The organism is Actinacidiphila polyblastidii (assembly GCF_036353415.1).
GTDB classification, from domain to species: domain Bacteria; phylum Actinomycetota; class Actinomycetes; order Streptomycetales; family Streptomycetaceae; genus Actinacidiphila; species Actinacidiphila polyblastidii.
In genome coordinates, this window is record NZ_JAZEWV010000023.1 from 53,354 (window position 1) to 74,223 (window position 20,870).

22 protein-coding genes are annotated in these 20,870 nt (G+C 76.0%); 11 read left to right on the top strand and 11 right to left on the bottom strand.

All coding sequences use genetic code 11. The features are described from left to right. Positions 1 to 112: 112 nt before the first annotated feature. The 3 genes from V2S66_RS23735 to V2S66_RS23745 are packed head-to-tail and all read right to left on the bottom strand — an operon-like array spanning position 113 to position 2,264. Positions 113 to 787 carry an Rv1733c family protein gene (locus tag V2S66_RS23735; protein ID WP_330798202.1) on the bottom strand — a complete coding sequence of 225 codons (675 nt, stop codon included), beginning with the start codon at positions 785 to 787 and terminating at the stop codon, positions 113 to 115. A gap of 39 nt (positions 788 to 826) precedes the next feature. Beyond that, entirely contained in the window at positions 827 to 1,654 is an 828-nt protein-coding gene (locus tag V2S66_RS23740) for an MOSC domain-containing protein (protein ID WP_330798203.1), read from the bottom strand. Between the two features lie 37 nt (positions 1,655 to 1,691). Then, positions 1,692 to 2,264, bottom strand: coding sequence for a DUF6643 family protein (locus V2S66_RS23745; protein WP_330798204.1), 573 nt, complete (start codon positions 2,262 to 2,264; stop codon positions 1,692 to 1,694). Between the two features lie 205 nt (positions 2,265 to 2,469). Here V2S66_RS23745 and V2S66_RS23750 point away from each other — a divergent pair, with 205 nt between their 5' ends. Next, positions 2,470 to 3,741 carry a TerD family protein gene (locus tag V2S66_RS23750; protein ID WP_330798205.1) on the top strand — a complete coding sequence of 424 codons (1,272 nt, stop codon included), beginning with the start codon at positions 2,470 to 2,472 and terminating at the stop codon, positions 3,739 to 3,741. A 1-nt stretch (position 3,742) separates the two neighbouring features. Here V2S66_RS23750 and V2S66_RS23755 read toward each other — a convergent pair whose 3' ends face one another. Continuing rightward, positions 3,743 to 4,948, bottom strand: coding sequence for a glycosyltransferase (locus tag V2S66_RS23755; protein WP_330798206.1), 1,206 nt, complete (start codon positions 4,946 to 4,948; stop codon positions 3,743 to 3,745). A 146-nt stretch (positions 4,949 to 5,094) separates the two neighbouring features. Between V2S66_RS23755 and V2S66_RS23760 the strand changes: the two genes are divergently transcribed. Both V2S66_RS23760 and V2S66_RS23765 read left to right on the top strand, forming a co-directional pair. Further along, entirely contained in the window at positions 5,095 to 5,868 is a 774-nt protein-coding gene (locus V2S66_RS23760) for a glutamate racemase (protein ID WP_330798207.1), read from the top strand. Between the two features lie 45 nt (positions 5,869 to 5,913). Continuing rightward, entirely contained in the window at positions 5,914 to 6,462 is a 549-nt protein-coding gene (locus tag V2S66_RS23765; protein WP_330798208.1) for a hypothetical protein, read from the top strand. 33 nt (positions 6,463 to 6,495) lie between these two features. Here the strand turns inward: V2S66_RS23765 and V2S66_RS23770 are convergent, their stop codons facing one another. After that, positions 6,496 to 7,617: an O-antigen ligase family protein gene (locus tag V2S66_RS23770; protein ID WP_330798209.1), complete on the bottom strand. Its 1,122-nt coding sequence runs from the start codon at positions 7,615 to 7,617 to the stop codon at positions 6,496 to 6,498. 226 nt (positions 7,618 to 7,843) lie between these two features. On the opposite strand from V2S66_RS23770, the gene V2S66_RS23775 reads away from it, so the two are divergent. The 3 genes from V2S66_RS23775 (at position 7,844) to V2S66_RS23785 (ending at position 10,536) form a co-directional block, all read left to right on the top strand. Continuing rightward, positions 7,844 to 8,332 (top strand): NUDIX hydrolase, encoded by a 489-nt coding sequence (locus V2S66_RS23775; RefSeq protein WP_330798210.1) that lies wholly within the window; start codon positions 7,844 to 7,846, stop codon positions 8,330 to 8,332. Between the two features lie 154 nt (positions 8,333 to 8,486). Then, on the top strand, positions 8,487 to 10,139 hold the full coding sequence (locus tag V2S66_RS23780) for an MFS transporter (RefSeq protein ID WP_330798211.1): 1,653 nt from the start codon (positions 8,487 to 8,489) through the stop codon (positions 10,137 to 10,139). Positions 10,140 to 10,275: 136 nt separating this feature from the next. Further along, the gene (locus V2S66_RS23785) at positions 10,276 to 10,536 is read left to right on the top strand and encodes a hypothetical protein (protein WP_330798212.1); all 261 of its coding nucleotides are present in this window, start codon (positions 10,276 to 10,278) and stop codon (positions 10,534 to 10,536) included. 101 nt (positions 10,537 to 10,637) lie between these two features. Here V2S66_RS23785 and V2S66_RS23790 read toward each other — a convergent pair whose 3' ends face one another. The 4 genes from V2S66_RS23790 to dhaK all read right to left on the bottom strand — a co-directional run bounded on the left by V2S66_RS23790 (position 10,638) and on the right by dhaK (position 13,296). After that, positions 10,638 to 11,093 (bottom strand): MarR family winged helix-turn-helix transcriptional regulator, encoded by a 456-nt coding sequence (locus tag V2S66_RS23790; protein WP_330798213.1) that lies wholly within the window; start codon positions 11,091 to 11,093, stop codon positions 10,638 to 10,640. A 42-nt stretch (positions 11,094 to 11,135) separates the two neighbouring features. Next, positions 11,136 to 11,549: a PTS-dependent dihydroxyacetone kinase phosphotransferase subunit DhaM gene (locus V2S66_RS23795; RefSeq protein ID WP_330798214.1), complete on the bottom strand. Its 414-nt coding sequence runs from the start codon at positions 11,547 to 11,549 to the stop codon at positions 11,136 to 11,138. Further along, entirely contained in the window at positions 11,546 to 12,211 is a 666-nt protein-coding gene (gene dhaL / locus V2S66_RS23800; protein WP_330798215.1) for a dihydroxyacetone kinase subunit DhaL, read from the bottom strand. Before dhaL ends, V2S66_RS23795 begins: the two co-directional genes overlap by 4 nt. Before the next feature lie 92 nt (positions 12,212 to 12,303). Further along, positions 12,304 to 13,296: a dihydroxyacetone kinase subunit DhaK gene (dhaK, locus tag V2S66_RS23805; RefSeq protein ID WP_330798216.1), complete on the bottom strand. Its 993-nt coding sequence runs from the start codon at positions 13,294 to 13,296 to the stop codon at positions 12,304 to 12,306. 338 nt (positions 13,297 to 13,634) lie between these two features. Here dhaK and V2S66_RS23810 point away from each other — a divergent pair, with 338 nt between their 5' ends. The 3 genes from V2S66_RS23810 to crcB are packed head-to-tail and all read left to right on the top strand — an operon-like array spanning position 13,635 to position 14,895. After that, positions 13,635 to 14,123 (top strand): fluoride efflux transporter FluC, encoded by a 489-nt coding sequence (locus tag V2S66_RS23810; protein WP_330798218.1) that lies wholly within the window; start codon positions 13,635 to 13,637, stop codon positions 14,121 to 14,123. Further along, complete coding sequence (locus tag V2S66_RS23815; RefSeq protein ID WP_330798220.1) at positions 14,120 to 14,524, top strand: DUF190 domain-containing protein; 405 nt, start codon at positions 14,120 to 14,122, stop codon at positions 14,522 to 14,524. Before V2S66_RS23810 ends, V2S66_RS23815 begins: the two co-directional genes overlap by 4 nt. After that, positions 14,521 to 14,895 carry a fluoride efflux transporter CrcB gene (gene crcB / locus V2S66_RS23820; RefSeq protein WP_330798221.1) on the top strand — a complete coding sequence of 125 codons (375 nt, stop codon included), beginning with the start codon at positions 14,521 to 14,523 and terminating at the stop codon, positions 14,893 to 14,895. The genes V2S66_RS23815 and crcB overlap by 4 nt, the downstream gene beginning before the upstream one ends. Before the next feature lie 57 nt (positions 14,896 to 14,952). Here the strand turns inward: crcB and V2S66_RS23825 are convergent, their stop codons facing one another. After that, the gene (locus tag V2S66_RS23825) at positions 14,953 to 15,729 is read right to left on the bottom strand and encodes an SDR family oxidoreductase (RefSeq protein WP_330798224.1); all 777 of its coding nucleotides are present in this window, start codon (positions 15,727 to 15,729) and stop codon (positions 14,953 to 14,955) included. Positions 15,730 to 15,881: 152 nt separating this feature from the next. Continuing rightward, positions 15,882 to 17,333: an LCP family protein gene (locus tag V2S66_RS23830; RefSeq protein WP_330798225.1), complete on the bottom strand. Its 1,452-nt coding sequence runs from the start codon at positions 17,331 to 17,333 to the stop codon at positions 15,882 to 15,884. Between the two features lie 293 nt (positions 17,334 to 17,626). On the opposite strand from V2S66_RS23830, the gene V2S66_RS23835 reads away from it, so the two are divergent. Beyond that, positions 17,627 to 18,493, top strand: a complete 867-nt coding sequence (locus V2S66_RS23835) for an oxygenase MpaB family protein (protein WP_330798227.1) — start codon at positions 17,627 to 17,629, stop codon at positions 18,491 to 18,493. An 80-nt stretch (positions 18,494 to 18,573) separates the two neighbouring features. Next, the gene (locus tag V2S66_RS23840) at positions 18,574 to 20,802 is read left to right on the top strand and encodes a serine/threonine-protein kinase (RefSeq protein ID WP_330798228.1); all 2,229 of its coding nucleotides are present in this window, start codon (positions 18,574 to 18,576) and stop codon (positions 20,800 to 20,802) included. The last annotated feature ends 68 nt before the right edge of the window (positions 20,803 to 20,870 follow it).

A 20,870-nucleotide genomic window follows, 5' to 3' on the forward strand; every position in this document is an offset into this window, starting at 1 on the left:
ACCTCTTGCATCGGCCGACCGGGGGTCAACGGTAGCGTGCACGGAGACCCGTTGGTGACGCCTCCTCGCCGGCCCGACGCGTGTCCCCGCGTCGCGTGGAGGCGCTCGGCCGTCAGCCGCCCGCTCCCGCGTGCCCCCAGTCCTGGCCCGCCCTGGCCCACTCCCGCTCCCAGAAGGCCATCCTGCGGTGCATCAGACGCCAGCCCAGCACCGAGCGGAAGATCAGCACCAGGCCGCCGGTCGCGGCGCCCACGGCTATCCCGGCCAGCACCGCGTGGGTGGCGGCGGTGGCGCCGTCCAGCGGCGCCGGCACCAGCTCGCCGCGCCGGTCGGTCCACAGCTGGACGCCGCTGGAGCGCCAGACCTCCAGATCCGCGGAGACCTTCTTGGTGTGCGCGCTGCCGTCGGGCCCGGTCCAGCGCAGGATGTCGCCCTGGCGGCCGTCGTCGACGGCCGCGACCTTGCCGGCGGCGGTCGAGGCGGCGCCCGCCGGCACGACGGTGGCCGTCACCAGCGTGCGGGCGGCCCGCTGGGCGCGCACCACCCCGTGCAGGGTGCGGTCCACGGACTGCCCGGCCCACCAGCCGACCACGGGTGCCAGGCAGAAGAGCACCGCGGTCAGCACGCCGAGCCATGCCTCGACCAGGTCGGTCCTGCGGCGCAGCGGATTGCGCCGCCAGCGCCAGCCGAACCGGCGGAGCCTGACCTTTTCGGAGCGGCTCTCCGCGGGCCCCGACCTGCGGAGCCTCCTGCGGCGACGCGGTGACGGATCTTTCGACGCACCCACTGGCGACCACCCCCCTTCACCCCGGCACCAGCGTGCCGGTCACTCCACCAGTGTCAACGGATCGCCCACCCGCACGGTTCCGGCATGTTGCGGAATCAGATTCTGTCCGAAAAGCAGCTTCGAACCGACGTTGCGGTGCCGCCCCAAGGTGCGCAGCGGCTCCCCGCCGCGGTCGCCGGTGAGCTGGTCCGTGGTGGTGACGACGCAGCGTGCGCAGGGCTTCGGGACCCGGAACAGCACCTCGCCGATGCGTACACGGCGCCAGCCGTCCTCGGCCCAGGGGGGCGTCCCTTCGATGACCACGTTCGGCCGGAAACGGTCCATCGGCAGCGGTCCCTCGTGCGGCCGGTCGCCCGCGGCGATCAGGGAGTTGAGCGCGTCGAGCGAGCCCGTCGCGGTCACCAGCAGCGGGTAGCCGTCGGCCAGGCTGACCGTCTCGCCCGGCAGGCCGAACTCCGGGTCGACCGGGCGGCGCACCGACGGCTCGTCCAGGTGCACCAGCCGTACGGGCGTGCCGAGGCAGTCGCTCAGCCAGCGGTCGGCCGCCGCGCCCGCGGCCAGCACCTCGATCGGGTGCGAGAAGAGCCGCACGGTCTCCAGCGGCCCCGGCGGCGGCACAGGCACGTCCAGCGGCTCCCGGCCCGGCGCTTCGAGCCGCACGCCGCCGCCCGCGGTGGTCAGGGCGGTGAGGAGCGCGAGCCGCGGCTGCTCGCGCTGGGTCACGGCTTTGAGCCGGGTCGCGTCCACCAGCATCCAGCGGCGGTCCCCCGCGAGCCCCCACGGCTCCACGACCGCTTCTCGCGTGCTGGTGGCACGCAGCGACTTCACCGGGTATACGTGCAGCGCGCTCACCTGGGGTGCGGTCATACGACCATCTTCTCAGGCGCCGCCGACGTGCCGGGGGTCAGCCCTGGTAGTACCCCTGCCCCAGATTGCGGCGCGGGTACTGGTCCTCGGGGTGGCCGCCGGGCGCCTGCCGGGGCGGCATCGGACGCGGCGGCACCGGACGGGCCGCCTCGTAGCCGCTGGGCGACGGCTGCGGGGCCTGCGCCGGGTAACCGGCACCGTTTCCGTAGCCGTTGTAGCCGCCGCGCGGGGCGGTGGTCTGCTGCGGGATGTACGGCGTGGGCGCGGGCTGCTGGTAGCCGCCGCTCTGGTAGCCGCCGCCGTTCTGGTAGCCGCCCTGCTGCGGGTGCGCCTGCGGCTGCGGCTGCTGGTACTGCGGCTGGTGCGTCTGCGCCGAGGGTCCCGACGGCAGGGCCGGGAGCGCGGGCAGGGCGGGCAGGTTGCTGCCCCCGCCGAAGGAGTTGTAGCCCGTCGACTCGTAAGCGGAGTAGGGCGACGGCACTCGGATGGGGGCGATCTGCGGCGTGCCGCGTTCGGCGACGAGACTGTCGTAGATCGGGGTGTCCGGGAAGGACGCAGACGAGGGGTGGCCGCCGTAGCCGCCACCGTACGAACCGCGGGGGGTGGTCATGGGCCATAAGTTAAGCCCACGATGTGGTCGTTGGGGAGACCGATTGGAAGGTTGTTTTGCGTGCAGTGAGTGACCCTGGGCCCCCAATATGAGCGAATCCGGGTCAAACAGTCACCGTCTCATGATGTGATCAGGTAAAACGTGCGCTGCGGGGGTGTTACCCGGGGTCCGCTCGCGCCGTGGACGCACCGCGGAGGGGGAGACGATGACGCTGCGCAAGGGGGAGAACGTCCCGCTGCGGACGACCGACGTCCAGGTGGAGTTCCGGCGGCGCCAAGAGCCGGGGACGCCGCGCACCGACGTCTGCGCGCTGCTCCTCGTGGACGGTTCGGCGCGCGGGCCCGACGACCTCGTCGGTCCGGGCGCGCCCCGGCACCCCGCCGGCGCGGTGCGGTGCCAGGCGGGCGCCGAGGTCGGCGGGACGGCGGTCGACACCGTCGCGCTCGACCTCGCCGGGCTGCCCGCCGAGGTGACCTCCGTGGTGGTGTTCGCCCGCGGCGACGGCGGCGCGTTCCGGGACGTGCCCGCGATGCGGGTACGGGTCACCGGCGCCGACGGCGCGGAGCTCGCACGCTACGACTGCGGGCAGGCCGGCGCCGAGACCGCGTACGTGCTCGGCGAGTGCTACCGGCGGGCCGGCGGCTGGCGGTTCCGCGCGGTGGGGCAGGGCTACGCGAGCGGGACCGGCGGGCTCGCCGCCGCGTACGGGCTGGCGCCGGGGGAACTGCCGGAGCTGCCGGCCGCGGCCCCACCCTCCGCGGCCCCACCGGCCGCCCCAGCGCCGCCCCGGGCCGCAACGTCCGCCCCCGCCAGGCCCGTTCCCGCGACGGCCGTTCCCGCGACGCGCGTTTCCGAGTGGCACGGTGCGGCCGCCTCGCCGCCGGCGAAGGTCACGCTGACCAAGCAGGCGCCGGCCGTCTCGCTCACCAAGCAGGGCGGCACCTCGGGCGCGCTGCGGGTGAGCCTGGACTGGCAGGCGCCCCAGGGCAGATGGGCCAGGAGCAGCGCGGTCGACCTCGACCTGTGCGCGCTCTTCGAGCTGTCCGACGGCAGCAAGGGCGTCGTGCAGGCGCTCGGCGGCGCCTTCGGCTCGCTGGGACAGCCGCCGTTCATCCTGCTCGACGGCGACGACCGCGCGGGCGGGGCGGGGGAGAACCTCACGCTCAACCTCGACCGCGTCGCGTCCTTCCGGCGGGTGCTGCTCTTCGTGACCATCTACCAGGGCGCGCGCAGCTTCGCCGGGCTGCACGCCTCGGTCACCCTGCGCCCCCAGCACGGCGCGCCCGTGGACTTCACGCTGGACGAGTGCACCGTCGACTCCAACGTCTGCGCGCTGGCCCTGCTCGTACGCGAGGGCCAGGACCTGGTGGTCCGGCGGGAGGCCCGCTACCTGGTGCCGCGCCGGGGCGTCAGCCCCCAGCGCACGGTCGACTACGCGTACGGCTGGGGCCTGGCCTGGACGCCCGGCCGCAAGTGAGTCAGACCGGGGTGCTGTCCTGCGCCGCCGCGTCCCGCGCGGCGGCCCGCTCGGGCTCCGGGCGGGAGTAGGTGCGGCCCTTCCAGGCGGCGCCGCGACCGCGGTAGTGCTGCACCGCGGAGTCCACCGTCATCAGCAGGTACAGCGCGGCGGTGTACGGCAGCAGCGGCGCGAGCCACAGCGGCTGCTCGTAGTACCGCAGCATCGGCAGGTACGTGCCCGCCATCACCGCCCACCCGGCCAGGCCGAGCGCCGCGAGCGGCCACGCACCGGCCACCGCGCCGCCGACCGCGGCGACCGGCGGCACCAGGTAGATCAGCGCGAGGCCGAGCACGGTGCCGGCCAGTAGCGCCGGACTGTGCCGCAGCTGGGCGTACGCGCTGCGCGAGACCATCCGCCACAGCTCGCCCAGGTCCGGGTAGGGACGCACGCTGTCGACCTGCTCGGCCAGACCCAGCCAGATCCGCCCGCCGGAGCGCTTCACCGCGCGGGCCAGCGCCACGTCGTCGATCACCGACTGCCGGATGGCCTCCGGCACGCGCGCCGAGGCCGCCGTGGAGGAGCGCAGCAGCACGCAGCCGCCGGCCGCGGCGGCGGTGCGGCCGCCCGGCCGGTTGATCCGGCGGAAGGGGTAGAGCTGGGCGAAGAAGTAGACGAAGGCGGGCACGATCAGCCGCTCCCAGCCGGTCCGCACCCGCAGCCGCGCCATCTGCGACACCAGGTCGAGGTCGGCGGTCACCGCCGCGGCGGCCAGGTTCCGCAGGCTCGGCGGGCGGTGCGCGATGTCGGCGTCGGTCAGCAGGAAGAAGTCGGGTGCGCCGCGCTCGCGGGCCAGCGCCATGCCGTGGCGCACCGCCCACAGCTTGCCGGTCCACCCGGCCGGCGGCTCGCCCGGCGAGGTCACCGTCAGCGGCAGCCCGCCGTGCCGGGCGCTCAGCGCGCGGGCCAGCTCGCCGGTGCCGTCCGTCGAGCCGTCGTCCACCAGGATGACCTCGGCGCGGCCCGGGTAGTCCTGGGCCAGCAGCGACACCAGGCTGACCGGCAGCACCTCGGCCTCGTCCCTGGCGGGCACCACGATCGCCACCGAGGGCCAGACGGCGGGCTCGCGGCCCGTGCGCGGGAGCCGCACGTCGGTGCGCCAGAAACCGCCCTGGGCGGCGAGCAGCCAGAGCCAGGCGGCGAGGGCGGCGCCTGCGATCGTCACCATTGTCACCATCACCCGGGCAGTCTGCCGCACGCGGCGCCCGCGGTCCGCGCCCGCCCGCCCCCGCGGGTCGCCCCGGCGGGTCGGGCCCCGGAGCCCGGGGCTGTGCCCCCGACCGGCGGCGCGGGAGGACGGATTAGGGTGGGTGCGTGAAGATCGGGCTCATTGACTCGGGGATCGGGCTGCTCGCCGCGGCCGCGGCGGTACGGGGGATGCGGGGGGACGCCGACCTCGTCCTGGCGTCCGATCCGGAGACCATGCCGTGGGGGCCGCGTACCCCGCAGGAGGTGGCGGAGCTGGCGCTGGGGTGCGCGCGGGCCGCCGCGGCGTACCGGCCGGACGCGCTCATCGTCGCCTGCAACACCGCCTCCGTGCACGCGCTGCCCGCGCTGCGCGCCGCGTTCGAGCCCGGCCTGCCCGTCATCGGCACCGTGCCGGCGATCAAGCCGGCCGCCGCCCTGCACCGCAGCGTCGCGATCTGGGCGACCCCCGCCACCACCGGCAGCCCCTACCAGCGCGCCCTGATCGCCGAGTTCGGCAACGGCGCGGACGTCACGGAGGTGCCCTGCCCCGGGCTCGCCGACGCGGTGCAGAGCGGTGACGCCGCCGCCGTCGACGCGGCGGTCGCGGCGGCCGCCGCGCTCACCCCGGCCGGCGTCGGCGCGGTCGTGCTCGGCTGCACCCACTACGAACTGGTCGCCGGCCGCATCGCCGCGGCGGTGCCGGGCGCGGCGCTCTTCGGCTCGGCCGACGCGGTCGCCGCCCAGGCGCTGCGCCGGATCGGCGCGGCACCGGGCGGCACTCCCGGCGCCGCCCCGGGCAGCGTCGACGTCGTCCTCGGCGGCCGCCCGGCGGAGCTGCCGGCGGTGGCCCTCGGCTATCCGGAAGGCGCCGTCCTGGCGGGCTCGCCCGCCACGGCGTGACGCGGGACCGTGCCGTAATCGCTCCGGCTGAGTACGCTTCGTCCCATGACGCACGCCTCCTTGCCGGGGTCCACCGCGTCCCAGGAGTGGACGGGCCGGGCCAGCAACCGTATCCAGTGGCTGCTCGCAGCCGCGGGCGCCGCCTGCCTGGCGCTCGGCATCCTGCTCGCGGTGAACGGCCCGGACACCTCGGGGCTGGTGCCGCTGGTCATGTCGGTGGTGGGGTGTCTCACCGTCGGGCTCCTCGTGCTCTTCGGCACGATCGCCTTCACCCATGTGTCGGTGCGCATCGACGGTGAGGGCGTGCACGTGCGGTGCGGGCACATCGGGGTGCCGCGGCGGCGCATTCCGCTGGAGCAGGTCAGCGGCGCGCAGCTGGTGCCGCTGATCAGTCCGCGCGGCTGGGGCGGCTGGGGGTACCGCTGGCGGCCCGAGAAGGGCACGGCGGTCGTCGTCCGGCGCGGTCCCGGCCTGGTGATCTACCTGGTGGGCGGGCAGCACAGGTTCACGGTGACGGTGGACGACGCGGAGGGCGCGGTGCAGGCGATCCGCGACCTGCTCCTGCTGCGCGCGCCGCACGCCGGCCTGGCGTGAGGACCCCGCCGCACTGACGCGGGACGCCGGCGCTCAGCGGGGCTCGCCGGCGAGCGGATCGTCGGCGAGCGGGCGCGCGGCGGCGGCCCCGGCGAGGAATCCGGTGGCGGCCGTGACGGCGGTGTGGCTGAGGACCGGCGCGAGGGCGGCGAGAAGCGCGAGGGCGGTGAGGGCGGCCGCCGCGGTGAGCGCGACGGGCGTGGGACGCGGCGAGCGCCGCAGCGCGGTGAGCAGCCAGCCGTAGGACGCCGCGAGCAGCACGACGCCGGGGACGCCCTGCTCCGCGGCCAGCTGGAGCGGAGCCGAGCGGGGCGTTCCGGCGACGGAGGTGCCGGAGGCCCGGGTGTCGGAGTCGGCCGCGGCGGCCTCGTCGGCGAAGCGCTCGGGGCCGACGCCGCGCAGCGGATGGCGGTGCGCGAGGGTGGCCGCCTGGCGCCACAGCCCGACGCGCGGACCGCTCAGCCGCGCGGACACCGCGTGCGCGAGCCGGGGCGGTAAGGCGTCGGCGGCCAGCGCGAGGGAGCCGCCGACCGTGAGGGACGCGAACAGGGCCAGGGCGACGAGGACCGGCGCCCTGCGGCGCGGCAGGCCCGAAGCCGCCGAGCACAGCACGACGGCGGCGCCCGCCGCGGCCCCCGTGGCGGAGCCCAGCACCAGCGCCGCGGCGGTGGCGGCGAGCCCGAGCGCTCCGAGAGCCGCCCGCGCCGGCCGGCCGCGCGCCGACCAGGCCGCGCAGCAGGCCGCACCCGTGGCGATGACCAGCAGGGCCGCGTCGGAGTCGGCGTGGCCCGGGCGCGGGCGGTGGGTGGCGTGCGGGACGAGCACCAGGGCGAGGACCGCCACGGCAGCGGCCGCAGGAGCCAGCACGGGCAGCAGCGCGCCGAGAATCCGTCCGGCCGCGAATCCGGCGGTGACGGCGAGCAGCGCGAGCAGGGTGCCCTCCGGCCGGGCCGGCCGCCCGGCGGCGGCGATCAGCGTCCAGACCGCGCAGCAGACCAGCAGCGCGACCCCCGTCGCGTCGGTGGCCGCGCCGCGTGCGCCGGCGCCGGCGGCGGTGGTGCGCGCCGAGGCCGGCCGGCCGGACGGCGGACGCACGCCCGCACCCCGCACGCCCGCACCCCGCGCGTCCGGCGGTCCGCCGGCCGTGGTGTTCATCCCCCGGTACCCCCTGCCGCCACCCGGGCGGGACGGAGTGCCGTCACGCCCGCGTCCCCCGCGTGGGCGCGCTGTGTTCCGTCACCGTAACGGGTGAAGGGCCGGCTGTGGATATGCCGGACCGCACCGCCTCGCACCGTGTGGAATCTGGTGCGGATGGGGCGTCGCCCCTTCGTCTCGCAGGCGCCGGCGGCTCGCGGGCCCGTACGTCTCGTAGGCTCCCGGCATGGCGATTCCCGAGTTCATCCGGAACATCCGCGCGAAGGCAGGGGACGTCCTGCTGCTCATGCCGGGCGTGGTGATGGTGGTCTTCGACGAGCAGGGCCGGATCCTGCTCAACCAGCGCACGGACAGCGGCCGCTGGGCGCTGATCAGCGGCATCCCCGACCCGGGCGAGCAGCCCGCGCAGGCCGCGGTCCGCGAGATCCTTGAGGAGACCGGGGTGTCCGCGGTGGTGGAGCGGGTGCTGAGCGTCTTCAGCAACGAGCCGATCGTCTACCCCAACGGCGACCACGCCCAGTACCTCGACATCGTGCTGCGCTGCCGCGCCGTCGGCGGCGAGGCGCGGGTGAACGACGACGAGTCGCTGGACGTGCGCTGGTTCGCGCGGGACGAGCTGCCGCCGCTCGGCCCGATCGCGCTCAGCAGGATCGAGCTGGCGCTGACCGACCAGCCGACCTGGTTCGTGCCCGCGGACCCGCCCGCCGCGGGGTGAGCCCGGTCCCGCGGCGCGCCCCGCCGGTGAGCCCGGTCCCGCACTGAGCCCGGCCCCGCGGCGATGTCACACCTCCTCGGCCCGCGCGCCTCTTGGGTGCACGGAACGCTGACGAGTCCGTGCGCCCCGGCGGGGCGCACGGCGAGGAGGAATCGTGAACAAGTTGCGGGGCAACCCGTGGGTGACCCTTGCGGTGCTGTCCCTCGGGTTCTTCATGACGCTGCTCGACCTGACGATCGTCAACATCGCCATCCCCGACATGGTGGACCACCTCGACGCGTCGCTCGACCAGATCCTGTGGATCACCAACGCCTACACGCTCGCCCTGGCCGTGCTGATGATCACCTCGGGCCGGCTGGGCGACCTGATCGGCAAGAAGAACCTCTTCCTGTACGGGGTGGCGCTGTTCACGCTGGCGAGCCTGGCCTGCGGCCTGTCGCAGGACCCGGCCGAGCTGATCACCTTCAGAGCGGTGCAGGGGGTGGGCGCGGCGATGCTGCTGCCGCAGACCCTCTCGCTGGTCGTGGACGTCTTCCCGCCCGGCAGGCGCGGCGCGGCACTCGGCGTGTGGGGCGTCGTCGCGGGCGTGTCCGGCGCCGCGGGCCCGACGGTCGGGGGGCTGCTCGTCACCCGGCTTGACTGGCGGTGGATCTTCTTCGTCAACGTGCCGCTGGGCGTGCTGACGGTGGTCGGCGCGGCGCTGTGGCTGCCGCGGCCGGCCCGTAGCGTCAGGCACCGGTTCGACGCCACCGGCGTGGCGCTCTCCTCGGTCGCGCTGCTCCTGCTGGCCTTCGGGCTGATCGAGGGGGAGAAGTACGCCTGGAACGGCTGGATATGGACGGTGATCGGCGCCTCCGCGGTGGCGGCCGCCGTCTTCCTGGTGCAGCAGAGGTCCCGGCAGGGCGACGAACCCCTGGTGCCCTTCTCGCTGTTCAGGGACCGCAACTTCACCCTGATGAACGTCGTCGGCATCGCCATCTCGTTCGGCATCGTCGGACTCTTCCTGCCGATCACCGTCTACCTGCAGTCGGTGCTCGGTTACAGCGCGCAGAAGGCGGGGCTCGTGCTGCTGCCGCTGTCCGTCGGCACCTTCGTGACGGCCGGTCCCGCGGGCGTGCTCGCGGAGAGGCTCGGCGGCCGGTGGATCCTGATGGCCGGGCTGTCCTGCTTCGGCGGCGGCCTGGCCTGGGTGATGGCCGTCGCCGACGTGGGCAGGAGCTGGACCGGCGTCGCCGCGCCGCTCTTCCTGATGGGCATGGGCGCCGGGTGCACCTTCGCGCCGATGGCCGCCGAGGTGATGCGCAATGTGCCGCCCCGGCTCACCGGCGCCGCCTCGGGCGTCAACAACGCCCTGCGGCAGGTGGGTTCCGTGCTGGCCGGCGCCGTGGTGGGCGCGGTGCTCCAGGGACAGCTGGCCTCCTCGCTGGAGGAGCAGGCGGCACGCAGGGCCGGGTCGGTGCCTCCGGACTTCCGCGCCTCCTTCCTGCGCGGCTTCGACAGCGCGGGCAGGCACCTCGACGTCGCGGGGAACACCCCCGGGACGCGCCTTCCCGCGAGCGTGCCCGCACCCGAGGCGCACCGCGTCCAGGACGCGGCGGCCGCGGTGTTCGGCCACGGCTTCGTCGACGCGATGCGCCCGACGCTGCTGGTGTCGGTGGCGGTGATGGCAGCCGGCGCGCTGTGCTGCCTGTTCGTGAAGAAGTTCGACGGAGCCTCGGCGAACCCGCACGGGCTGCCGATGACCGAGGAGGAGATCGCCGCCGCGCAAGCCGCCGCCGAGGCCGACGCGGCTCCGGCCCGGAGGTGAGCGACGGCCGCGCGGGGCGCGGGGAGACATCTTCCGGCCACCTGTCATATCGGCTCTGGCCAGCGGACTTTGTCAGTGCTTGGCGGTAAAATCGAGAGTGTTCGAGAGGGTTGGCCGACGCCTCAGGAGGATGCCGATGGCCGTTGCCGCACTGCCCCTGCCCTTGTCCCTGCCCAAGAAGCCCCTGCCCGCCGGGCGGCCCCGTGAGTGGTACATCGCTCACAACCGGCGGCTGAAGACGATGCGCCTGGTGATAGCCCTGCTCGACTCGGGGGTCTACGAGCCGGCCCAGGCCGGCGACCGGCGGATCCGTGCGACCGCGGAGCGGATCGGCGTCCACCCGCCGTCCGACCTCACCTGCCGGATGGTGCGCGCCCTGATCGGGTACGGGCGCTGACCGCACGCTCCGACGGACAGCGGCCGCAGGGCCGTTGACCCCGGCCCCCCGCGCCGCAGCCGGCGGCGCGGGGGGCCGCACCCGTGCCCCCGGGCGGGGCCTCACCCGTCCTCGGCCGCGTCCTCGGCCGGGTCCCCGGCGCCCTGCCCGGCCAGCTGCTCGTACATCTTGCCAAGCGCGGACCTGAGATGGACCCGTTCCTGCTCGGTGAGGGTCGCCGTCACACGCTCCTCCAGCTCGCGCCGCGCCTGCTGGACCGGCTCGTGCACCGCCCGGCCGCGCTCGGTGAGGTAGAGCCGTACGAGCCGGGCGTCGTGCTCGTCGCGGCGCTTGGTGATGAGGCCGCCCGCCTCCATGCGGGCGGCGGACTTGACCACCGTCGGAGTGGCGACCCCCAGCGCCCTGGCGACCGCGCCGGGGGTCAGCCCGTCGTTCTCCCAGAGCAGTTCGAGCAGCACGTTCTGGCCGACGCGGACGCCGTGCCGGCTCATCGCCTCGTCGGAGGCGGCCCGCAGTCTCTTCTGGGTACGGGAGAACAGCCCCAGGATGTCGGTCATGGGGCGAGCGTAGCGGGGCCCGGCGTGCGGACCGCGCCGCGCTCAGAGCTTCCGGAAGTCGTACGCCTCCGCCGCGGCCGCGGCCACCGCGTCGAGGTCGGCGCCCGCGGAGGACGTGACGACCGCGGCCACCGCGCCCTCCAGGAACGGCGCGTCGACCAGGCGGGCGCCCGACGGCAGCTCGTCGTCGGCGATCAGCGCCTTGACGGTGAGCACCGCGCTGCCCAGGTCGGCGAGGACCGCCACGCCCGCGCCCTGGTCGACTTCCCGGGCCGCCGCGGCGATCAGGTCGGAGCTGGTGCCGAGGCCGCCGTCGGGGGCGCCGCCCGCGGGCGCCACCGGCACCTGCGCGCTGCCGCCGGTCAGGCCCTTGGCCAGCTCGGCGACCGCGGCGGCGACCGCCGCGCTGTGCGAGACGAGTACGATGCCCACCAGCGGCTTGTCCGTGGCGCTCATGCCGATGCCTCCCGTGCGGTGTCGGCGAGCGCGGTGACCAGCAGGGCCGCCGAGGTCGCTCCTGGATCCCGGTGGCCGACGCTGCGCTCGCCCAGATAGCTGGCCCTGCCCTTGCGGGCCCGCAGCGGCGTCGTCGCCTCGGCCCCCTCGTCGGCCGCGGTGGCCGCCGCGGCCAGCGCCTGCGCGGTGGAACCGCCCGCGTCCAGCGCCCCGGTGAGGGCGTCGAGCGCCGGCAGCAGCGCGTCCAGCATGGTCTTGTCGCCCGGTGCGGCGCCGCCGAGCTGGGCCACGCCGTCGACCCCGGCGCGCAGCGCGTCCCGCAGCCGGGCTGCGGTCACCACGGGTTCGTCCCCCAGCTCCTTGCCCGCACGGCGCAGCAGCGTGCCGTACAGCGGACCCGACGCGCCGCCCACCGTGGAGATGAGCTGCCGGCCGACCGCGACCAGCACCGCCCCCGGGGTGTCCGGCGGTTCCTGCTCGACTGCGGTGCGCGCGGCGAGGAACCCGCGGCGCATGTTGGCGCCGTGGTCGGCGTCGCCGATGGGGGAGTCCAGCTCGGTCAGATGGTCCGCCTCGCGGTCCACCGCCTGGGTGGCGGCGTCCAGCCAGCGGCGAAGGAACGCGCCGTCGATCGCCGGGCCTTCCTGGGGGAGCGCGTTCATTCGATGCCTTTCCGCAGGGTCCGAGGTCCGCGGGGTCCGGGCCGCGGCCGGGTGGGACGGATGGTCGCGGGGCGCCTGCCGGCGGTGCGCCGTCAGCAGCCCCAGCGCAGGGCTGGGGTCGACACCGGCGCGTCCCACAGCCGCAGCAGCTCCTCGTCGGCCTGACAGATCGTCACCGAGGAGCCCGCCATGTCGAGTGAGGTCACGTAGTTGCCGACGAGGGTACGGGCCACGGAGATCCGCCGCTCGGCGAGCGAGCGGTGCACCTCGGCGGCGAACCCGTACAGCTCCAGCAGCGGGGTGCCGCCCATGCCGTTGACCAGCAGCAGCACCGGCGCGTCCGGCTTCAGGTCCTCGACGACCGCCTCGACCGAGACGTCGGCGATCTCGCCCGAGGTCATCATGGCGCGCCGCTCGCGGCCCGGCTCGCCGTGGATGCCGACGCCCAACTCCAGCTCGCCCTCCGGCAGATCGAAGGTCGGGCCGCCCTTGGAGGGGGTGCTGCACGCGGTCAGCGCCACACCGAAGCTGCGGGACGCCTCGTTGACGCGGCGGGCCACGCCGGCGACGCGGTCGAGCGGTGCGCCCTCCTCCGCGGCCGCGCCCGCCAGCTTCTCCACGAAGAGCGTCGCGCCGGTGCCCCGGCGGCCCGCCGTGTAGGTGCTGTCGGTGACCGCCACGTCGTCGTCGACCACGACCTTGGCGACCTGCACGCCCTCGTCCTCGGCGAGTTCGGCCGCCATGTCGAAGTTCAGCACGTCGCCGGTGTAGTTCTTCACGATGAACAGCACGCCGGCGCCGCTGTCCACGGCGGCCGCAGCGCGCGACATCTGGTCGGGCACCGGGGAGGTGAACACCTCGCCGGGACAGGCCGCATCGAGCATGCCCCGGCCGACGAAGCCGCCGTGCAGCGGTTCGTGGCCCGAGCCGCCGCCCGACACCAGGCCGACCTTGCCCTCGTAGGGTGCGCCCTTGCGGACGATCACCCGGTGTTCGACGTCGACCGTCAGCTCGGGGTGCGCGGCCGCGATGCCGCGCAGGGCGTCGGCCACCACGGTCTCCGGGACGTTGATCAGCATCTTCATGGGTACCTCCTGGTGAGACAGCCGTGCACACCGGTCCCGCACACCGTCCAGTATCTGCCCGGCGGCCGATGCGCGTCACGGCGGCGGCGCGACGGCCGCCGCTCCCCGGGGCCCGGGGAAGGGGCCCGGCGGGGTCCGGTCGGCCGTGCTGGCCGCGCCGGGCCCTCGGCGGCGAGGCGCGGGCTGCCCGGCTAAGCTGGGGCCAGCGGCGGTCCCACCCGCCGCGCGGCGGTGGGGCCCGCCGTACCCGAACCGCGGCGACGCCGCCGCCAACGGTCCCTGCTTGCGACGTGCACGTCGTGCCATCAACCGTGCCTGCGAGTAGGAGACGTCTTCCCGTGGCAGAGACCCCCGCCCCGACGGTCCGCGGCGCCGCGGACCCCGGCGGACGGCCGCCGGCCCGCGCCGGTCGCCGCCGTCCCTGGCAGCGCGGCACCCCCTCGGTCCTCGCCGTGGTCGCGACCGGCGGCGCCATCGGCGCCTGCGCGCGCTACGGCGCCGCCCTCGCCTGGCCTACCCCGGCCGGCGGCTTTCCCTGGACGACCCTGTGCGTGAACGCGGCCGGCTGCGCCGTCATCGGCGTGTTCATGGTGCTCATCACCGACGTCTGGGCCGCGCACCGGCTGGTCAGGCCGTTCTTCGGCACCGGCGTGCTGGGCGGCTTCACCACCTTCTCGACCTACGCCACCGACGTGCAGCGGCTGGCCGACGGCGGCCATCCCCGTACCGCCCTGGCCTATCTGGCCCTGACGCTGCTGGCCGCGCTCGCCGCGGTCTGGGCGGCGGCCACCGCCACCCGCAGGACCGTCCAGTGGAGGCAGAAGTGACACCTACCGGTTCGGCCCTGCGGCTGACCGTCTACGTCGGCGAGAACGACACCTGGCACCACAAGCCGGTGTACGCCGAGATCGTGCACCGGGCGCACCGCGCCGGCCTGGCCGGCGCCTCGGTCTTCCGCGGCGTCGAGGGCTACGGCGCGTCCTCGCTGATCCACACCGCCCGGCTGCTCTCGCTCAGCGAGGACCTGCCGGTCGCCGTGGTCGTCGTGGACACCGAGGAGCGCGTCAGGGGCTTCCTGCCCCGGTTGGAGGAGCTGGTCGCCGACGGCCTGGTGACGCTCGACCGGTGCGAGGTGGTCCGCGTCGGCGCCGGCACGGGCGACACGAGCGGGAACGGCGGGGACGGCGCCGACACCGCCGGCACCGGCGGCGAAGCGGAGGCGCGGTGAACTGGCTGCTGGTGATCGTAGGGGCCGCGGTCGGGGCGCCGCTGCGCTACCTCGCCGACCGCGGTGTGCAGGCCCGGCACGACACCGTCTTCCCCTGGGGGACCTTCGCCGTCAACGTCGTCGGCTGCGCCGTCCTGGGCGTGCTGGCGGGCGCGGCCACCGCGGGCGCCGCCTCCTCGCACGTCCAGCTCCTGCTGGGCACCGGGCTGTGCGGGGCGCTGACCACGTACTCGACGTTCTCCTACGAGACGCTGCGGCTGGCCGAGGACGGCGCCCGGTTCTACGCCGTCGCCAACGTCGTCGGCAGCCTCGCGGCCGGGCTCGGCGCCGCCTTCACCGGGACGGCGATCGCCGAGGCGATCTGGGGCTGAGCGCCGGTCCGCAGGCAGGCGCGGCCCGGACCGGCGGCGGCGAACGCCGCCGCGTGGTCAGCCGCGCGCCGCGGCGCCCCCGCGCACGGCCGTACCGGTCGTCTCCGCGACCCACTCGTCGAAGGTCTGCCGGCCGCGCGGGCCGTCGGACGCGGGCAGCAGCGCGCCGCCCGCCATGCCCTTGCCCGCCGCCCCGGGCAGCGGCAGCGCCAGGACCGGGCGGCGGCTGCCGCGGGCCCGCAGCAGCCTGCGCGCCATGTCCGGCACCGACTCCACCCGCGGCCCCGCGAACTCCGGCGCGAGGCCGCGCGGCGGCCCCACCGCCAGCTCGGCGAGCGTCTCGGCCACCTCGCGGACGGCGACCGGCTGCGCCCGCATCCGCGGCACCAGGGCGACCGGCCCCGGCACCGTGCCGAGCATCTGGTCGGCGAAGTCGTGGAACTGCGTCGCGCGCAGCACCGTCCAGGCGGCGGCGCCCTCCTCGGCCAGCTCCTCCTGCCGGAGCTTGCCCTGGTAGTAGCCCCAGCCGACCCGGTCGATGCCGACGATGGAGAGCACCACGTGATGCCGTACGCCGGCGCGGCGGCCGGCCGCGACCAGATTGCGGCCCGCCCGCTCGAAGAAGTCGACCGCGGCCTTGCGGCTGACGGTCGTGACGTTGGACGCGTCGACCACCGTGTCGACGCCGGCCAGGGCCGCGTCCAGACCGTCGCCGCCGAGCAGGTCCACGCCGCGCGAGCGCGCGACGATCACCGGTTCGTGTCCGCGGGCGGTCAGCGCCGCCGCCACGTGCCGTCCTGCCAGTCCGGTCCCGCCTGCCACCGCTACGCGCATGGGCTCATGCTCCTCTGCCTCGGTACTGCCCGTCTTCCCCCGTGCCGGCCCCGTCCTCGCCGCCGTGCGCCTGGCCTTCCCGCCACGTCCCGCGGCCGGGGAACGCGCCCGTACGGCGACGTATGCCCCGATCCGGGCGGGGCCGGCAGCCGTCAGTGGGCCGAAAGGGGGACGGCGCGGCTCGCCGCGAAGGCCGCCGTCGGCGTCATCGCGACGCCGTGCAGGCGCACGGTGCGTTTCCTGGCCACCGCCACGCAGCCGGCCCGGCCCGCGGCGGTGCGTCCCGGCAGCGGGTCGTTCGGCGCGGGGTACGGGGCGGTGCCCGGTCCGGTGAGCGCGCCGAGGACCTGGGCCTGGCGGGCGTCCTCGAAGGTCTCGTCGTCCGGCGGACCCGCCGCCCGGACGACCGCGGGCCGCGCGACCGGCGGCGCCGCCGCCACGGCCCGCGGCGCGCCGGTCACGCGCAGCGGCAGGTCGGAGGCGATGACCGCGAAGAGCCGGTCGGCGGCCGGCGCGGGCACCAGCCGGTTGCGGTTCGCCGGGTCGGGGCTGGTCGGCATCGTGGTGAAGGCGAACCGCGCCGGCGGCACCTTGCGCACGTCGGCGGCGAGCCCGGTCAGCCGGCTGACCGCGGCCAGCCCGGGGTCCACGGTCAGCGCCTTCGTCGCCGCGTCGGCCAGCGACAGCAGCCCCGCCGGGTCGCCCAGCGAGCCGCTCCTGCGCATCCGCTGGGTGAGCGAGGCGAGGAACAGGTGCTGCGCGTCGGTGCGGCCGAGGTCGTCGCCGTCGCCGAAGGCGTGCCGTGAGCGCAGGAACTCCAGTGCACCCTGCCCCCTGAGCGAGTGCCGGCCGGCGGTCAGCCGCAGATGCGAGTACGGATCGTAGAGCGCGCGGTCCACGCACACCGGCACCCCGCCGGCCGCGTCCGACATGCGCACCACCCCGGCGAAGTCGGCCATCACGAAGTGGTCGATCGGGATGCCGGTGAGCGTGTGCACCGCGGCGACGGTGCAGCCGGGACCGTACTGGAGGGTGGAGTTGACCGCGCCGCGGTGGGCCGCGGAGATCCGGCCCCTGGACGCGCGGCAGGCCGGCAGGTCGGTGACGGTGTCGCGGGGGATGCTCAGCACCGATGCGTGCGAGCGGTCCGCGGCCAGGTGCAGCACCATCTCCACGTCGGCGTTCTGGCCGGGGCCGCAGTCGCCGCCCAGCCGGCAGTCGGCGCGGCCGGCGCGGGTGTCGGAGCCGATCACCAGCACGTTCACCGGGGTGCGGCCGAAGGCGTCGGGCCGCTCGGTGCCCGCGTCGCCGCCGATCCCGCCGAACAGCGGCAGATCGCGGATGTTGCCGTTCAGCCGCAGGTACACCAGCGCGCCGGCCGCCGCGGTGAGCAGCACCGCCGCGGACAGGCCGAGCGTCAGCCAGCGGAAGAGGCGCCGCCGCCCCGACCGGGGGGCGCCGCCGCCGTCCCCCGGCTCGCCCGGTCGGCCGCCCGACGGCTCGGCCGACGGGTGGTCCGGGGTGTCGTCCCCGCCGCGGGGCGCGAGCCGCCGCGGATCGCGCCAGCCGGTGTGACGGTGGGGGTCCTGCTGCCCGTCGGCCATGCGTGTGTCGTCCTCGCGTCCGTCCGCGAGCCGGCGGACAAGCCGCCCACCAGCGCCTTCGCAGTATCGCCCAGGACCGCGGCGAATCCCGGCGACCGGGCCGCGGGGTGTCGCCCGCGGACGGGTCCTGCGGCGCTGGGCCGTACGGGTGGCGGGCGCCGCCGGCCGGGTGACGTGCACCACCGGGCGATGCGGCCGGGGCGCCGGGTCGCGCCGAAGGCGCTGCCGCCGTCGGCAGACCCCTGCCGCCCGCGGGCCCCCGCGGTTACCGTGGGGTCACGAAGGAGGCGGCCATGCGCGACGCGGACCCGGGGCTCTTCGGACCGGAATCGGTGACCTGGCAGCTGCACGGCGACCCGGTCATGTGGATCGCCGGTGTGCGCGCCCTGTACCTCCAGGCCCTCCATCCGCGGGCGGTGCGCGGGGTCACCCAGAACTCCGACTTCCGCCGGGACGCCTGGGGCCGGCTGCTGCGCACCGCGTCCTTCGTCGGCGAGATCACCTACGGCACCACACCGGCGGCGGAACGCGCCGGGGCCCGCATCCGCGGCATCCACCGCAGGCTGTCCGCGACCGATCCGGCGACCGGCGAGACCTACCCCGTCGACGACCCCGAACTGCTGCTGTGGGTGCACTGCGCCGAGATCGACTCCTACCTGGAGGTCGCCCGCCGCTCCGGTTTCCCGCTCGACGACGCGCACGCCGACCGCTACGTCCACGAGCAGCGCGAGGCCGCCCGCCTGGTCGGCCTCGACCCGGCGGGCGTGCCCGCCGACACCGGCGAACTCGCCCGCTACTTCGAGAAGATCCGCCCCCAACTGGCCGCCACCGCCGAGGCGTACGAGGTGGTGCGGTTCCTCAAGGCGCCACCGGTGCCCCGCGCGCTGCTGCCGGTGCGGTTCGCGGTGTGGCGGTCGGTGGCCGGCGCCGCCTTCGCGGCGCTGCCACCGTACGCCCATGAGCTGTACGGCGGTTCGGCGCCCGGCGAGGCGGCCGCCGACCGCCGGCTGCGCGTCGCGGGCCGGCTGCTGCGCGCCGTGCCGGCCACGCTGCGCTGGAAGTTGCCGCCCGGCCACATACTCCGAGCGGTCGCCCGGCTCGGCCCCGGCTCCCGGCCCTCGGTCCTGCGGCTGCCTCCCGCCGGCTCCGTTCTGCCCTGATCCGCTGTCCCCGTGGCCGGTGCTCCCGGCCATACTGGGATCGGGGAAGCACCGAGAAGCACGGGGGCGGGCGGCACGCGATGGCGGCTGGACACCACGAAGGACACGAGGAAGCACACCACACGCCGGGCCCGGGGGCGGCCGGCGGCGCGGGCGCGCTCATCCAGGGCCGGTACCGGCTGCACGAACTCATCGGGCGCGGCGGCATGGGCGAGGTCTGGCGTGCGCTCGACGAGTCGCTGGGCCGCCGCGTCGCCGTCAAGTGCCTCAAACCGGTCGGCCATTCGAACGACGCCGGGTTCAACCGCGTCCTGCAGGAGCGCTTCCGGCGCGAGGCCCGCGTGGCCGCCGCGCTCCAGCACCGCGGCATCACCGTCGTGCACGACTTCGGCGAGCACGACGGCTTGCTCTTCCTGGTGATGGAGCTGCTCGACGGCCGCAACCTGCTGCAGGTGCTGGACGACGCCCGCCGCCATCCGCTGCCCGTCCCCGACATCACCGACGTCGCCGAGCAGGTCGCCTCCGCGCTCGCCTACACCCACGCCCAGGGGGTCGTCCACCGCGACCTGAAACCGGCCAACATCGTCCGGCTCACCGACGGCGCCGTGAAGATCTGCGACTTCGGAATCGCCCGGCTCGGCCACGACATCGGCTTCACCTCCCGCCTCACCGGCACCGGCATGGCCATGGGCACGCCGCACTACATGTCCCCCGAGCAGATCGACGCCGCCGAGGTCGACCACCGCAGCGACCTGTACTCGCTGGGCTGCGTGCTGTACGAACTGGCCACCGGAGCACCGCCGTTCGACCTCGGTGACGCCTGGTCGATCCTGGTCGGCCACCGCGACACCGAGCCGGAACCGCCGTCGGCGCGCCGCCCGGAGCTGCCCGCGGAGCTCGAACGCCTCATCCTCGACCTGCTCGCCAAGGACCCCGAGGCCCGCCCGCAGGACGCCGCGGACGTCGGCGGCCGGCTCAAGGCGATGCGGGCCGCGGCCGGCGCCGCCCCGGCCGCCCCTGAGCCCGTCACCGCGCTGCCCGCGTGGGCGGGGAGCCTCACCACCGGCGCCGCGGCCCGCTCCACCCGCGCCCACCGGATCGCCGGCGCCCCGCACGACGCGCTGACCGGCGCCTGGTCCACCCGCGCCGTGGTCGCCACCGCCGACCCCGGCTCGCTCGCCTCGCTCGACGCCCGCCAGGCCGAGGCGGGCGACCTCGCCCGGATCGGCAACTGGGCCCAGGCGTACGACCTGCACACCGCGGTCGCGGCGGACCGCGACCGCGCCCAGGGCGCGGAGCACCCCGACACGCTCACCAGCCGCCACGAGGCGGCGTACTGCCTGACCCGGCTCGGCCGCACCGAGGAGGCGCTGCGCCTCTACGCCTACGTGGCCGAGGTCCGCCGCCGGGTGCTCGGCCCCGACCACACGGACACGCTCGCCGCGCGGCACGAGGCCGCCTACGAACTCGGCCGCCTCGGCCGCCACCTGGAGGCGCACCGCGAGTACACGGCGGTGCTCGCGGGCCTGGAGCGCACCGCCGGCGCCGACCACCCGGACAGCTTGCAGTGCAAGCACAACCTCGCTTTCAACCTGGGGCAGTTGGGGCGCGACGCGGAGGCGTACACCACCGCCGTCGAGGTGGCGCAGGCCCGCGCCAGAGTGCTCGGGGCCGAGCACGCCGAGACCCTCACCACCCGCTTCGAGGTCGGCTACGCGCTCGGCCGCGCGGGACGCTGGGCCGAGGCGCTCGACGCCTACCGCGACGTGGCCGCCGCCCGTGCCCGGCTGCTGGGGCCCGACCACGCCGACACGCTCGCCGCCCGCTACGAGACCGGCATCTGCCTGGGCAGCCTCGGCCGCAGCGGCGAGGCGCTGGCCCTGTTCGAGGACCTGGTCGCCGCCCGCACCCGCACCGCGGGCTCCGCCGACGCCGAGACGCTGCGCGCCCGCCACGCGCTCGGCGTCAACCTGGGCCTGCTCGGCCACTGGGACCGCGCACTGGCCGAGGCGCGCGACGTCGCCGCCGTCAGGGAACGGGTGCTCGGCGCCGGCCACCCCGACACCCTGGTCAGCAAGCGCGAGATCGCCGTGTGCATGGGCTGGCTCGGCCGCTGGTCCGGGGCGCTCGTCGTCTACCACGAGGTCACCGCGGCGCGGGAGAGGGTCCTCGGGCCGGCCCACCCGGACACCTTGACCAGCCGCAACGACGAGGCCCGCTGCCTGGAGCACCTCGGCCGCACCGCCGAGGCGCAGGCGCTCTACCGCAAGGTCGCCGCCACGGCCGGCGAGGCGCCGGAGCGCCTCTGAGCCCGCCGGGCCCCCGGGCGGGCCCGGCGGCCGCATCCGCTCTGGGCGCAACCGGATCAGCCCTGGCT